Genomic DNA, 14,027 nt, shown 5'->3' on the forward strand with positions numbered 1-14,027 from the left:
GCGTGTGTGCCGCCTTATTTCTTTTACTTTGGACTCAGTACTCTGTTTTTTCTTTTTCATCTTCCAGACAATTATTGGTGATAAAAAGTTAAGAAATCCATCTCTTAACTTTTATACCAATCTGTCCAAATTAGGCTGAAGACTTACAGATAATCTCGTTTAATGTCACTTCTATTGTTTTATACAAGATGATACAAAAACACCTATTTTAGATACAATACCACCCATTCCACTCTCTTCTGTTTGCTATGTTTGGTCATGCTTTATCAATGATTGTATCATTTGGTAAACGCTCTTAAAATTATTTGAATTTATTAAAAATAATTCTGAAACATATTTTAGATATGACGAAAAGATCATCACGAAGAGATTTTATAAAAACATCCACATTAGCTACTGCCGGGATAACAATGGCAGGTATGGGGATGTCTGCAAAAAGTTATGGTAAAATAATAGGTTCCAATGACAGAATGCAAGTAGCGATAGCCGGACTAGGCCGAAGATATAAGGCATTTTTGGGTGGAATTGCTCACAAAGAAAGTAATGTTGAGTTGCTTTACTTATGTGATGTTATGGACCACCAACTTGAAAAGGCGAGTAAAAAGTGTAGTGATTTGTTCGGGTATAAATCAAAACTCGAAAAAGACGTTAGAAAAGTAATTGCAGATAAAAATGTAGACGCCCTTTTTATTGCTACCCCAGATCACTGGCACACACCAGGTGCATTAATGGCATTGGAAGCAGGTAAACATGTTTATATTGAGAAACCTTGCAGCCATAATATGTTTGAAAATGAACTATTGATCGCAGCTCAGCAAAAATACAACAAGGCGATTCAAATGGGTAATCAGCAAAGGTCGGCAGTGCACAGCATAGAAATAATATCTCAAATTCATAATGGCCTTATAGGTGATGTGTACAAGGCGGTGGCATTTTATTCTAACAAGAGAGGGGAAGTTCCAACCCCTCAAAAGGCAGCCGTTCCAACGGGATTGGATTGGGATCTATTCCAAGGGCCTTCGCCACGTAAAGAATATACTCATGATACCTGGAATTATAATTGGCACTGGTATGGCTGGGATTTTGGTACGGCCGAAATGGGAAACAATGCCACTCATGAACTGGATATTGCAAGGTGGGCACTTGATGTGAAATACCCGGAACAAGTATTCGTTGAAGCTGATAAACGCCATTATAAAAATGATGGATGGGAAATGTATGATACCATGGAGGCCACTTTTAAATTTGAAAATGGGAAAGTAATCACATGGGATGGAAAGAGTAGAAATGCTTTTAACACTTATGGTGCTGGGAGAGGAACCATTATATACGGTACAGAAGGAACTGTCTGGGTAGATAGAGAGTTATACCGCATCTTTGACAGAAAAGGAAAATTGGTCAAAGAAGTATTATCTGCTACCAAAGAATCTGGAACGGCGCTTGGAGGAGGTGGTGAAACCTCAACCCTGCATGTGAGAAACTTTTTTGATGCTGCCCGAGGAAAAGATAAATTAACCTCTCCGATTACTCAAGGTGCAATTAGTCAGGCGATGACCCACTATGCTAACATTGCATATCGAATTGGAAAAGGATTTGACATTGATTCACATTCTGGTCGAATTTTTGATCGTGATGCCATGAAATTGTGGGGACGTGAATATGAAAAGGGTTGGGAACCAAAATTATAGTTGACATGGATGTCTTTTGCGATACTTTCTATGCCATGGGAACTCGATTAAGCCTGGTGATACCTCAAATCAATAAGCTTTATTGTGAAAATGTAAGTCAGGAAATAAAAGCTGAAATCCTTAGAATAGAAAATAAATTAAGTTTTTTCAATCCCAATAGTGATGTCTCTTTAATAAACAGGGATGCTGTACATCATGAATTAAAAATTGACAAGGAAACATGTTCATTAATAGCTAAATCTTTAGAGCACCACCAACTAACTGGTGGTGCTTTTGATATATGTAAGGCAGCACTTAAACATGGCTTACCCAACAGCTCGAACAATGGTTGTGAATCTATTGTTTTAGACACCAAAGCATCAACCATATGCTTAAAATCAGACCATTTAAAGATTGATCTTGGTGGAATTGGTAAAGGTTATGCATTGGAAAGAGCCAAAAAGATTTTACTACAGGCAAACGTCGATAATGCTTTAGTAAGTTTTGGTGAAAGTTCAATTCTTGCATTGGGAAATCAACCTGGAGGGAATTGCTGGAAAGTAGGTTTACGAAGTAAAAAAAACACAGAAAAATTCGTTCATAAGTTCAATCTATACAATAGTTCCATTTCCATTTCCGGCGATTGGCATTTCCATGACAATTTAGGTGTAGCCTCCAATACTCACATAGTCGATCCTTTGAGTAATAAACTACTGAGTAAAAACAAGTTGATTGCAGTCCATTGTGAATCACCATTGGAGGCTGAGATTTTATCAACTGCCCTATACACAAAATCTGATGAAGAAATAACATCCATTGTACAACAGTTAAAAGGAATCAAATGTATATCTCATTCTTTACAAAAAGAAAGAGAGGTCCTTACTGACTACCAGGCAGTCAACAAAGTACAATTTTGATATAAAAAGCAAACTATTTAAAATATATAACATGAGTAATCCAATAAGCAGAAGAAAATTTATTGGGAACATAAGCGCACTGGGTTTAGCCAGCACACTTCCATTTATGTCCACATTTTCTTTCGCAAGCGACCTGTCATCTCCTTCCAATATTGTAAATGTTGGAATAATTGGAGTAGGCAGTAGAGGTAAAGTACTACTTCTGAACATTCAAAAAATTCAGGGAATTAAAATAATTGCAGTTTGTGACAATTACGATACAAATTATAAACGAGCAATTAGCTTAACAAGAAACACTGCAAAGGCATATACTGATCACAGAAAACTTCTTGAAAACAAAGATCTTGATGCGGTAATTATTGCTACACCATTACATGAACATGCTCATATTACAATTGATGCGTTAAATTCAGGGCTTCATGTTTTTTGTGAAAAATCAATGGCAAAAACTGCCGAAGATTGCAATGCAATGGTAAGTGCGGCCCTAAGAAATAATAAGATATTACAAATTGGTCATCAAAGACTTTTTGATCCCATGTATCATAAAGCCATTGAGATGATTCAGAATAAACAACTGGGAAGTTTAACCCAGATTAGAGCTTTCTGGCACAGAAATAGAGATTGGAGAAAACCAGTTCCTAGTCCTGAATTGGAAAGAAAAATTAATTGGCGCCTGTATGAAGAATATTCACTAGGTCTTATGACTGAATTGGCTTCACACCACTTGCAAGTAGCAAATTGGGTTTATGGTGCGGCACCAATTTCTGTGGCTGGTTTTGGCAGTATCAATTATTGGAAAGATGGTCGTGAACTATTCGATAACGTTAATTTGGTGTACAAATATCCTAATGGCAATCATTTGGTGTATGATTCTTTGATCAGTAATAAACATTACGGAATGGAGGTACAAGTAATGGGTGATAAGGGAACATTGGAAATGGAAAAAGGCAACTATTTTCTCGAGCATCCACCGGCAGCTCCTGGTATATTGCAATTGGTAAACGATATCGAAAAAGGAATTTTTGAAACTGTACCTATTGGTGGAGCAAGTTGGGTTCCTGAAACAGCAAATAAAGTAAAGCCAACCAAATACCATCAAACACAAAAAGGATTACCTGAACCAACTGAGCTACAATTTCATTCATTTGCAAACCATATTAGAGAAAACAAAATAGATGAAGAGAATTTAAAACATGGTTACAACTCTTCCATTTGTGCAATAATGGGCCATAAGGCAATGCTTGAAAATAAAGTAATTGAAATTCCTGATAATTTAAGAATGTAATTATGAAAGATATCGTACTAAAAGGCAAAAACCTAAAAAGAGAATTGATTATATATCTGTTTTGCTTTGTTATAACTACTGGAATGAATATCTACTCTATTGTAAGTTACGATACCAAATGGCCAGAACTTTGGCTTTCATTACCCATCGTTTTTCTATTAAGTATTGTTATTTATGCCTTAAGTGGATTATTTCGCTTCATCTACTTCCTGCTTAAAAAAGCAGGAGTACATTTAAACATTTTACCCCTAAAGAAATAGCAAATAAAAATTCTCTTTCATAACCAGGTCAATGGAAATGATAGAGAATTTTTTGTTATTATTTTAAGCTTTCTTTATTCAACTCGATCCAAATCTTTAACAAATTACTCATTAAAGAATTAGCTCCTGTAATAGCCTCATAATGTTCACTTTTGTTTGATGCTTTTGGTAGTGGTGAACTCTTATCCATTACAGCATCTATAGACAGATCCGCATAAACAATTGCTTTATCTAAAAAACGTTTTTCACCTGTTAATTTATACGCCTTTAGCATTAATCCTATTACCCCTGAATAATTGTTTGGATACATTTTTTTTACTACGGGAACTTCTGCATTATAATATGCTTCAACAGCCGTTATAAAGAGGTCCTTGTATTTTTTTAAGCCTGTCTTTTTATATCTACTAAGACATTTACTTGCACTGCTGGTTGAATTCCCGTATCCATATCCGCTACTCCACATTGAAGTGGTAAATTTTCCACCTTTATGTTCTGATCTAAATTCACCTGGTTCAAGCGTATGAACATGAGCAGATTTAATGAAACCAATTCCTTTTGGAGATGGATCATGCTTGAAACTCAAATATAGTGAATCCGTATTTTTGGTAAGTAATACCATTCTTTGAGCAATCGAATCTGGGACGATATCCATAACATTTTCTAGCTTTTCGGCCAGGCCAATATTATGTCCTAATGAGTAGTGCTTAGGAAATTTAGTCGCATAACGCAAGGCACCACTTTTAGGGCTAATATTTCTTTCGAAATATCCAAGAACAGTATGGATTGCGTTTAAATATTCAGGGTTCCCTGTTTCCTGCCATGCCTTGGCCCAAATAGCGATGTATTTTCCTCCATGACTGGGAAATCCTTTTCCCCAGGAAGACCAATGAAATAATGCATTAGCATGCCTTGAAAAGTCCCCTGCTCTTTTCCCTTTGTGAGAATGGATTTGATGATTCCAAAGCCCCATAGCAAATTGATTTGCCTCTTTGGGTGCATGTTTCCAAACCAGATCCCAATGGTCAAATCCTTTTAACTCATGAATCCAAAATTGCAGTTTTCTAATAATAATTCCTTCTCTAAAAAAATCCCAGCCCATATGCTCACCCCAAGGCATTAAACCAGTCGATTTAATCTGACAGTTCTTAAAGAACCAAATAATCGAGGTATCTGCCTCATGAGCATAAGCCTTATTCCCTGTTAGCTCTGTTAATTGATATAAGATGTTATATAGTCCATTGTGATTAGCTACATTAGAACCTCTATAGCTTCTATCCCTATTTCTAATACCCTTTGGAGCTTTAGGTGGATTTCGCTTATAAATATCACCAGTTTCTCTATTTAAGGTAGTTGCGAAAAGTGGGGAATGTTCCTTTCCATAACGATCTCTACCATACTCTATCATATAATCAGCATAGCTTTTCACCATGAAGAAGTATTCTGATTTTTGTGTGTTGCTATACACGCTATCACAAGAAAACTTCCGATCAGCTTTGACATAAAGGAATGTGAAATAAAAAAGAAATAGCAACACAAAATGTCTAAATATATTCTTCATGATATATAATTTTTAGTCAAATAAGCCTCTAAATAACTAACACAAAATTATTCAATGATTTGCTGATCTTTCTGAGTAAACTTTGGATTATATTTTCCTCTTTTGTTGAAACCTTTAAATTCTCTCATTTTTGAAGTTCGCGGATAACTATCAAAAATTTCACCAAATCCTAAAACTCTAGGATCCCCTTGCTTTTTAAGTTCTGACTCTAACAGGTCTCTTAATTCCTTCTTAATGGTTGCATATGTAGAATCATTTGCAATATTATTAATGCATGCTGGATCCTTTTTGATGTCATATAATTGTTCCATTGGACGCTTATCAAATGCCAGCTTAAAATATCTGCTTAAACTATCTTTTTCATGTAGCAAATGCATTTTGGATGGTGAAGGATCAATATCCTGATACCCAGGCCAAAGTTCTTTGAAACCTTCCGCTGGAATGATCTGTTTAGCTGATTCAGGAACTGGATCTCCTGCAGGCCAACGTTCTGGTTTAAAATTCTTAACGTATAAATAATCCGAGGTGCGAATTGCCCTTGATGGATATCCCAGATTGTCTGGTCGTGCATGTGTATGCCTTTCACGCCCCGTAAGAACAAATTCCCTGACAGCATTTATTTTACTTTGACTATCTGAAAACAAAATATCTTTTAAACTCTCACCTGTCATCTGAGGTACATTTTCAACTTCTGCAATTTCCAGGAAAGTAGGTGCTAGGTCTATTAAACTTACCAAATCATCTGTAATTCTTTTGCCTTTAAACTTAGCAGGCCAGCAAATGGCAAGCGGTACATGTGTTCCATATTCCATTAGATTTGCTTTAGCAGCTGGAAAAGGCATTCCATTATCAGCAGTAACAACAATAATTGTATTCTCTAACTCTCCTTGTTCTTCCAGAAAAGAAATCATTTTTCCTAAATGCTGATCAAACCATTCAATCTCTACGGCATAGTCCGCAATATCACTCTGAATCAATTTGTTATCCGGCAAGAAATCCGGCACATCAACTTCTGTTAATAATTTTCCCGATTTTAATCCGGATCCGTCTTCATAAACTCGATGCGGTTCATGACAACCAAACCAGAAAAAGAATGGATCATCATTTCCTTTTTGATTGTAAAATTCTACAAAATTACCAAAGTAATCCGTTTTATGGATTCCATCAGCAGGAACCTCAGTCAATTTTTTACGATTAAACTCCGGTCCAACAGGATTTCGCGTCCATCCAGCCTTTGAATAATCACCGGGGCCCCAAGGCTTTCCTGTATACCCTATTTCAAAACCTACATCTTCCAACAAGTCAGTAAAAACAGTAAACTTCTTAGGGAAGTAACTCCCATGTGTTCCAGCTTCTTCGAGCTCCCAAATATTTCGTCCCGTTAAAATAGCAGCTCTCGATGGGCTACATTGAGGTGCAGCAACAAAAGCCTGATTAAATAATACACCAGCATTTGCAACTTTATCAAATGCTGGTGTATTTATACCACTTGTTCCATATGCCGATGAATATGGAAATGATTGATCATCAGCAATGGCAAACAAAATATTAGGTCTCTTTCTTTTTTGCGATAGTCTTTTCTCACCACAAGCAATCATACCTACACTTAAAATACTATATAAAATAATACTTTGATAATAATACCATCTATTCATAATAACATCTAACCATTAAAAATGTATAAAAAAGTGACCTAAACACTATTCCATAAAAATAGTTTTAGGTCATCTTTATTTTGAAAAACAATAACTATTTTAATTGATCAAAACTTTGCTCAATTTACTCTTAGATTCTCCTTGGACTTTAATCAGGTACATTCCAGAACTTACATCCTGTATATTAACTTTAATTCTCGAATTATTTATTGCAGATTCTGTTTTAATCAACCTACCATTCATGTCAAATAATTGTAAACTTTGAATATTTTCAGTTTTTAAATCAACAGTAACATAATCCTTTGCAGGGTTTGGGTATACAATCAAATCCATATTATTTTCCTGATTGGTATCGATTTCTAATGATGTCAATTGGTTGGTGCTATTTAAGCCCGATATAGCACCACCTCTTGTCAGTAAGCCACTATCACCGTGCATGAAGATTTTAACCATATCATTACCCGTTTTTTCAAAAAACATCACCTTTGCATCATCATGATAAAATTCTGGGATGGATGCAAAGAAATACTCCGTATTTCCCTCTGTAATAACAACCTCATCTTCATTTCTATATGAACTTGTTGGATCCATTGTCCACCAGGCTATTTTGGTTCCCGAAGCATCCTTACGTCTAATCAAAACTTTCACTTCGGTGGATGAGATTGGCATGATATCAAATTTATCTTCTTTAATCGCATCATCAGTTGTGATATTCACATAGGTCGTCCAGTCTGAACCATCCCACATCATATGATAGGCTTGATCGTTGTAATAACGAAAAGCAATATGCGGAATTCCATTAGGATCAGTTCTTACTACTATATCATCCACCTCATAATTATCTGGATTGGTATTTTTAACCTTAGTTTTTTTCTTTGACCTGCTCAGATTCATAGGAATTTTAGAACTTAAATCACTGCCCTGTACATTATACCATGTATCATTGGATGTATCCAGATACATGTAATAGATATCTTGTCTATCATCACCTGAACCACCTGGATGATAATTATATGCACAATCAATACGATTTCCATTAACCGTCAACCAAGCATACCAAGTTTCAATTAATCCTCCATCCAAGAATACGACTTCATCGCTCCAGGTATTTCCATTATCAGTCGATTTTTGATAAGTCCAATCACTTTGATGGCTACCATGTCTATAAAAAAAGTAAATATCACCGTTTGGAACTTTTAAAAATTGAGGGTATGTACCATAAACTGAAATTTCACCTGTATTACCACCTCCTGGTGCAGAGTTCAGACGTGTCCAATCACTTGTACCAGTCCCTATATCCTCAGGAGAATTAGATCTTAAGTGCTTAAATTCGCCATCACTGTAGCCTCCAAATTCATTGTACCCAGCCAAATCAATTGTTCCACCATGACCTCCAAAAACAACATGAATATAGCCTAAATCATCAACTACTATTGATGGTTTTCCATGATAGTCATCATTAGGTAGAGTATTATTTCCAATTCGAACAGGTCCTCGCCATTCACCAGTAATATGATTATAACTACAAACACTTGGATCGTTATTCCCTCCATTTTCATTAGATCCTTGATAAGCAATATAGGTTACTCCATTATGGTAATGTGAATTTGGATGGGGATAAGTAACATCAAATGGCTTTACATAACCATTGTCAGCAAAATAATCAGTTTGTCCATAAACTGATGTTGTAATTAGCAGAGCATTTACAATGATGCAACAAAAGAGTAAAAATCTTTTTTTCATTTTTAATTAATTTTATGGATTAGAAATATTCCACCCATACTACTATGGATGAAAAGGTTGATTCAGAATGACAATTGATTTACATCTGCGATTAAAGGTTTATTTCTCACTTGAACCAGGAATCTTATCTAGCCTTCTTCCTTCATAATAATCCAACACCTCTTTAAGCATTTCATATTCCCCCCTAATTGCTTTGTTTACAGTATCAATATTTAGTGCATGTTTTTCTTCACGATCCTTTGGAATTTCATAAAACTCACCAGTAGTATACAATTTATACCTATGATTTCTTGCAAAAACTCTGGCCTTACGACTCTCTCCACTCCTTGAAAACCAGTTATACACCCATTTCCTTGCTTGCCCTTTTTCTCCTTTCAATTGTGGATAAAAACTTCTCCCATCGATATCCAAAGAATCTGGAACTGGAATACTTGCAGCTTCACAAATTGTGGGAAAAAAATCACAAAAATCTATTAGATCATTACATTCGGACTTGCTAATCACATTAGGCCATTTAACAATTAAAGGTACTCTGGTTCCTGCATCCGTAGAAAGCCATTTTCCACCAGCTACCTGCTTTCCATTCATAATAGAAACAATAGGTTGGTCGGTTCCATTGTCACCTGTAAAAATCACAAGTGTATTATCCTCTATTCCTAATTCCTTTAGCTTACTGTTAATTTTTCCTACAATTCTATCTGTTTCTGAAACCATATCATCAAAATAGGATGCTTTCCCTTTATAAGTATAAGCTGTTGTATCATCAGTTTCCCATTCTGGTGAAGAAGGAGTTGCTGTAAATGGACAGTGAGTTAACATCATAGGATAGTAGAGTAGAAATGGTTTCCCCTCTTTATGACTTTTTTCAATAAAGTCAATACCATAATCACTAACTATTTCCGGACCATACTCTCCATTTGAAAAATTTGTTAACTCGCCATCAATCTCAAGAACAGGTTTTGCGTAACGCGTATCACGACCTGTAGAATCAGTTCTTCCTTCTTGAAACTGCCATAAACAGTGATGATCAAATCCTGCATTATAGGGGCCATCTGGTTTTTTCCCCAACTGCCATTTTCCAGCTACACAAGTTCTATATCCATTTTTTCTAAATAAGTGTCCAAAACTCGTTTGACTTGTATGCAATAGACCAAAACTTACATAATTTCTGACATTATAAATTCCTGTCATTAATTTCACCCTACTAGGTGTGCAAAGAGGTTGTGCATAGCAGTGTTCAAATCTCATTCCCTCATTGGCCATCTGATCTATTTCTGGAGTTTCATATGATTCTCCGCCGTTGACCCCAATTGTTTCATAGCCCAAATCATCTGCCAATATGAAAATGACATTCGGTTTTTTCTTTTCATTGGAATTGGGTGCACATCCACTAAGAACTGTGAGTGCAAACAAGCTAGTTAATAAGTAATTTTTAATTAAATCATACATTGTACTCATCACTAGTTGGATTTATTATTCTCTTGCCAATCACTAAACTGCTTTTCCAATTCTGCCAAAACTTTCGGATATTTCTCCGCCAAATTTGTTGTCTCTCCCGGATCTTTTTCGAGATTAACCAACCACCTGTCTACAGTAAATTTGTAATCACGCATGCTCGTATCATAAGGATTACCGATAAGCTTCCACTTACCCTTTCGAGCCACCCACATATCGTTTAATTGCCAACAATAGCCATCTCTATGCATGGTTTCTGATTGGGAGTTATTAATGACTGGTATTAAACTTTTACCATCTAAAGTTTCTGTATCCAATTGGATCCCACACAATTCCGCCAAAGTAGGCATCCAGTCTGCGTTTACAGCAAATTGATCTCTAACCTGACCTGCCGGCAATTTATTTTTCCATGCAATAGCTGCCGGTACACGAATTCCTCCTTCAAAAAGGCATTGCTTTGCACCTCTGTAAGGACCGGCATTTCCTCCTCCATGGTGCGCTCTCTCCTCAGTTGAATGACCATTATCTGACTGAAACACAATAATGGTATTTTCCATTAGCTTTAAGTCTTCCAACTTTTTTAGTAAGTCACCAATAATTTCATCATGAGTTGACAAAAATGCTGCATACAGATCTCGCGGATAAACAACCCCTTTTTCTCTGTAATAATTTAACCACTCGAGTGTACCCTGATATGGGTAGTGAGGCGAATTCATGGCATAGAACATGAAAAATGGTTTATCCTCCATATTATCTAAGAAACTTTTTGCCTCTTTAAGCATTAAATCAGGAAAAAACTGTCCATCATAAAATACTTCCTTTCCATTTCTATATAGATCGTGCCTGTTGGGACCTCGCCAATAATAGAAATGTGAAAAGTTATCGATACATCCTACATGGTGGCCAAAAGAATAGTCAAATCCCTGTTCATTAGGCAACATTCCTTCCTGATCACCTAAGTGCCATTTTCCAATATGTACGGTTTGGTAGCCTGCATCTTTAAACATCTCTGCCATGGTATATTGTTCCCCTTTTAGTCCTTTGCTTGTAACCGGTACAGATGGAATGTTTCCAGGAACACCTGCATGTTGCGGATTTTTCCCAGTAAGAAGAGATGCTCGGGAAGGAGAACAGATAGCTTGTGCATAAAATTGTGTAAATCGAACCCCTCCATTTACAATTTTGTCCATATTGGGTGTGATCAAATCAGTAGCACCATAACTTTGTAAGTCTCTGGATCCTTGATCATCAGTATAAATAATTACAACATTGGGTTTTGTTTGCGCTATTAACGCTCCTGAAATTAAAAGCAATGCAATAGTTAGTAATTTTCTAAATTTCATATAATTGATATTTAATTTTTAATTAATTCCCACACTTTAAAATTTCTATATCTAAAATGAGTCCATTTCATTTGGCGCAAACCAATTCTCCCTTCTTGCCATACATTCTGATCATCACTTTCATCTTTCCAATCAATAATTTTTCGATCATCAACAAACATTATGATATGATCGTGCTTTTTTACTAAACTTATTTTATGTATATTTTTGGATTCAATTGGAATACCTGGCTCACCGACCTGCACTTTCTTAAATCCAGTATTTTTACGCAAATGCGAAATTTCTCTTCCCGGCTTATCTTTAGCATTGGCGTAGTAAGAAATGTGATAATTATTGAAATACTTGCTTTTGGTATACTGCCGAAACCGTCCATTTCTACTTGGGATTTCGGAATTAAAAATGTCTTTGCCGGTTTTCGCTTTTGCTGAAAAAAAGACAATACACAAGCCTGCATCAGTTTTCAGATTTTGCATTTCCCATTCCGCAATAAAATTTCCAGGAATTTCCATTGGACACCATAGCACATGATGTCCTGATTCTGAAGGAGAGTACATGTGCATCCAACCTCCATTGAAGTACAATTTACCTTTGCCTTCCATGATCCAGTCTTTTACAGTTTTTTCATTTTTAAATGTACTCTGATATAGAATGGAATCCCTTTTGTAACCTAAACTTTGGTTCTGACCATTTAAACTATTATTAGCCAGTAAGAGATGTATCAACACAATAATGCCAGCAATATTCTTCATATCAGTATTTTGAACAACCTTTTATAATCACGTAAAAAGTTATTTGTACCCTTACTCCATAAACAAAAATTCCATTGATTTTTTTAGATCTAATTTAATCCCCGGCTTTTAGTACAATTAAAATGGAGCTTATTCAAAAAAAAGAGGTAGCAACTAAATTACTACCCCATATATAGATCAATACAAATTATATCTATTACTAAACTTTACTTTCTTTCATCGAGAAAGCCAAATAAAGTAGATACATAGCACTGGCAAGAATCACAAGAACTGCCCCTATTTGTGATCCTAATGTATCTGACATTAATCCCATAATAAATGGAATAATTGCCCCACCAAAAACACCTGTAATCATTAGGCCTGAAATCTCATTTGCCTTGTCTGGACGAGATTGTATGGCGTGTCCGAAAATAATTGGAAAAATATTGGCGATGGTAAAACCAATAATGCCATAAATTGCAAATACGGTCATTTTATCGCCTATAAAAATTAAGGCAACTAGTGCTAATACTGCTCCAATGATATTCAGTTTAAAAAACTTGTACGATGAGTATCTTGCAAGGAAAAATGCTCCTAAAAATGCTCCTAAAGTACGGAATGCAAAGTATACACTTGGTCCATATCCTGCATCAATAGATGATAATCCGCATCGTTCCATTAAAATTTTTGAAGCTGCTGTATTCACACCTACATCCACACCTACTACAAACAAAATTCCTAAAAACATGAAGAAAATGTTCTTATCCTTTAAAATCTCAAAGATATCTCCAAATGAACTTACTTTTTCTTCAATTGGTTCCTCATAAATTGGAGTTGTCATTAACCAAACTGTTGAAAGAATTGTAATTACTGCATAAATTGGGAAAATATATTGCCAATTGTCTAATTGCGAGGCAGCAAATGCAGCTATAAACGGTGCACCAAAGGATGAAATCGCTTTCACAAATTGTCCGGCAGTTAAACTACTTGCCAGCCTGTCTCCCTTTACCACATTGGTAAGCAATGGATTTAATGAAACCTGTAAAATGGTATTCGCAATTCCTAAAAGTGCAAAGGCAAACAAAGACGTCACAAAACTGTAGTCAATCAATGGAATAAACATTGCTAAAACTGTAATTGCATTACTTAAAAGTACTGTCTTTTTTCTTCCAATTTTATTCATTAACAAACCTGTTGGCACCGAAAAAATCAAAAACATCGAAAATAAAGCTACTGGAATAAGGTTGGATAGGGTATCGCGAAAAGCAGGACTATATGATCCTAACAAATCTTCCTTTACATGGGCAGAAGTTATTCCTACTACATCGCAGAATCCCATTACGAAAAATCCAAAAAGAACAGGAAGAATTTTTGATATTGATATTTTATTATTCATAAATATGTTTTATTAAATGA

The 14,027-nt window shown here is 35.6% G+C and carries 11 protein-coding genes; 4 read left to right on the plus strand and 7 right to left on the minus strand.

Features of this window, described 5'->3' with window-relative positions; translation table 11 throughout:
* The first annotated feature begins 344 nt into the window (after positions 1 to 344).
* The 4 genes from ELS83_RS15950 to ELS83_RS15965 are packed head-to-tail and all read left to right on the plus strand — an operon-like array spanning position 345 to position 4,129.
* Positions 345 to 1,688 (plus strand): Gfo/Idh/MocA family oxidoreductase, encoded by a 1,344-nt coding sequence (locus ELS83_RS15950; RefSeq protein WP_171596544.1) that lies wholly within the window; start codon positions 345 to 347, stop codon positions 1,686 to 1,688.
* Between the two features lie 5 nt (positions 1,689 to 1,693).
* Complete coding sequence (locus ELS83_RS15955; RefSeq protein ID WP_171596545.1) at positions 1,694 to 2,584, plus strand: FAD:protein FMN transferase; 891 nt, start codon at positions 1,694 to 1,696, stop codon at positions 2,582 to 2,584.
* A 31-nt stretch (positions 2,585 to 2,615) separates the two neighbouring features.
* Positions 2,616 to 3,869 carry a Gfo/Idh/MocA family protein gene (locus tag ELS83_RS15960; protein WP_171596546.1) on the plus strand — a complete coding sequence of 418 codons (1,254 nt, stop codon included), beginning with the start codon at positions 2,616 to 2,618 and terminating at the stop codon, positions 3,867 to 3,869.
* Positions 3,870 to 3,871: 2 nt separating this feature from the next.
* Complete coding sequence (locus ELS83_RS15965) at positions 3,872 to 4,129, plus strand: hypothetical protein (RefSeq protein WP_171596547.1); 258 nt, start codon at positions 3,872 to 3,874, stop codon at positions 4,127 to 4,129.
* 58 nt (positions 4,130 to 4,187) lie between these two features.
* Here ELS83_RS15965 and ELS83_RS15970 read toward each other — a convergent pair whose 3' ends face one another.
* From ELS83_RS15970 to ELS83_RS16000, 7 genes are all read right to left on the minus strand, one after another.
* Entirely contained in the window at positions 4,188 to 5,687 is a 1,500-nt protein-coding gene (locus ELS83_RS15970) for a hypothetical protein (protein WP_171596548.1), read from the minus strand.
* 47 nt (positions 5,688 to 5,734) lie between these two features.
* Entirely contained in the window at positions 5,735 to 7,342 is a 1,608-nt protein-coding gene (locus tag ELS83_RS15975; protein WP_216616619.1) for a sulfatase family protein, read from the minus strand.
* Between the two features lie 99 nt (positions 7,343 to 7,441).
* Entirely contained in the window at positions 7,442 to 9,085 is a 1,644-nt protein-coding gene (locus ELS83_RS15980) for a T9SS type A sorting domain-containing protein (RefSeq protein WP_171596549.1), read from the minus strand.
* A 99-nt stretch (positions 9,086 to 9,184) separates the two neighbouring features.
* A complete protein-coding gene (locus tag ELS83_RS15985; RefSeq protein ID WP_216616621.1) occupies positions 9,185 to 10,543 on the minus strand; it encodes a sulfatase family protein in 1,359 nt (452 codons plus the stop codon).
* A 2-nt stretch (positions 10,544 to 10,545) separates the two neighbouring features.
* On the minus strand, positions 10,546 to 11,883 hold the full coding sequence (locus ELS83_RS15990) for a sulfatase family protein (protein WP_171596550.1): 1,338 nt from the start codon (positions 11,881 to 11,883) through the stop codon (positions 10,546 to 10,548).
* An 11-nt stretch (positions 11,884 to 11,894) separates the two neighbouring features.
* The gene (locus ELS83_RS15995; protein WP_171596551.1) at positions 11,895 to 12,632 is read right to left on the minus strand and encodes a DUF1961 family protein; all 738 of its coding nucleotides are present in this window, start codon (positions 12,630 to 12,632) and stop codon (positions 11,895 to 11,897) included.
* A gap of 199 nt (positions 12,633 to 12,831) precedes the next feature.
* The gene (locus ELS83_RS16000; protein WP_171596552.1) at positions 12,832 to 14,007 is read right to left on the minus strand and encodes an MFS transporter; all 1,176 of its coding nucleotides are present in this window, start codon (positions 14,005 to 14,007) and stop codon (positions 12,832 to 12,834) included.
* Positions 14,008 to 14,027 lie beyond the last annotated feature (20 nt).

Source organism: Marinifilum caeruleilacunae, assembly GCF_013141825.1.
Lineage (GTDB): Bacteria > Bacteroidota > Bacteroidia > Bacteroidales > Marinifilaceae > Marinifilum > Marinifilum caeruleilacunae.

What these genes read in the sequence shown, in the direction of transcription:
- ELS83_RS15980 (WP_171596549.1), bottom strand. Translation starts at nt 9,085, where the DNA reads ATGAAAAAAAGATTTTTACTCTTTTGTTGCATCATTGTAAATGCTCTG.
- ELS83_RS15985 (WP_216616621.1), bottom strand. Translation starts at nt 10,543, where the DNA reads ATGAGTACAATGTATGATTTAATTAAAAATTACTTATTAACTAGCTTG.
- ELS83_RS15995 (WP_171596551.1), bottom strand. Translation starts at nt 12,632, where the DNA reads ATGAAGAATATTGCTGGCATTATTGTGTTGATACATCTCTTACTGGCT.
- ELS83_RS15975 (WP_216616619.1), bottom strand. Translation starts at nt 7,342, where the DNA reads ATGAATAGATGGTATTATTATCAAAGTATTATTTTATATAGTATTTTA.
- ELS83_RS15950 (WP_171596544.1), top strand. Translation starts at nt 345, where the DNA reads ATGACGAAAAGATCATCACGAAGAGATTTTATAAAAACATCCACATTA.
- ELS83_RS15960 (WP_171596546.1), top strand. Translation starts at nt 2,616, where the DNA reads ATGAGTAATCCAATAAGCAGAAGAAAATTTATTGGGAACATAAGCGCA.
- ELS83_RS15970 (WP_171596548.1), bottom strand. Translation starts at nt 5,687, where the DNA reads ATGAAGAATATATTTAGACATTTTGTGTTGCTATTTCTTTTTTATTTC.
- ELS83_RS15990 (WP_171596550.1), bottom strand. Translation starts at nt 11,883, where the DNA reads ATGAAATTTAGAAAATTACTAACTATTGCATTGCTTTTAATTTCAGGA.
- ELS83_RS15965 (WP_171596547.1), top strand. Translation starts at nt 3,872, where the DNA reads ATGAAAGATATCGTACTAAAAGGCAAAAACCTAAAAAGAGAATTGATT.
- ELS83_RS15955 (WP_171596545.1), top strand. Translation starts at nt 1,694, where the DNA reads ATGGATGTCTTTTGCGATACTTTCTATGCCATGGGAACTCGATTAAGC.
- ELS83_RS16000 (WP_171596552.1), bottom strand. Translation starts at nt 14,007, where the DNA reads ATGAATAATAAAATATCAATATCAAAAATTCTTCCTGTTCTTTTTGGA.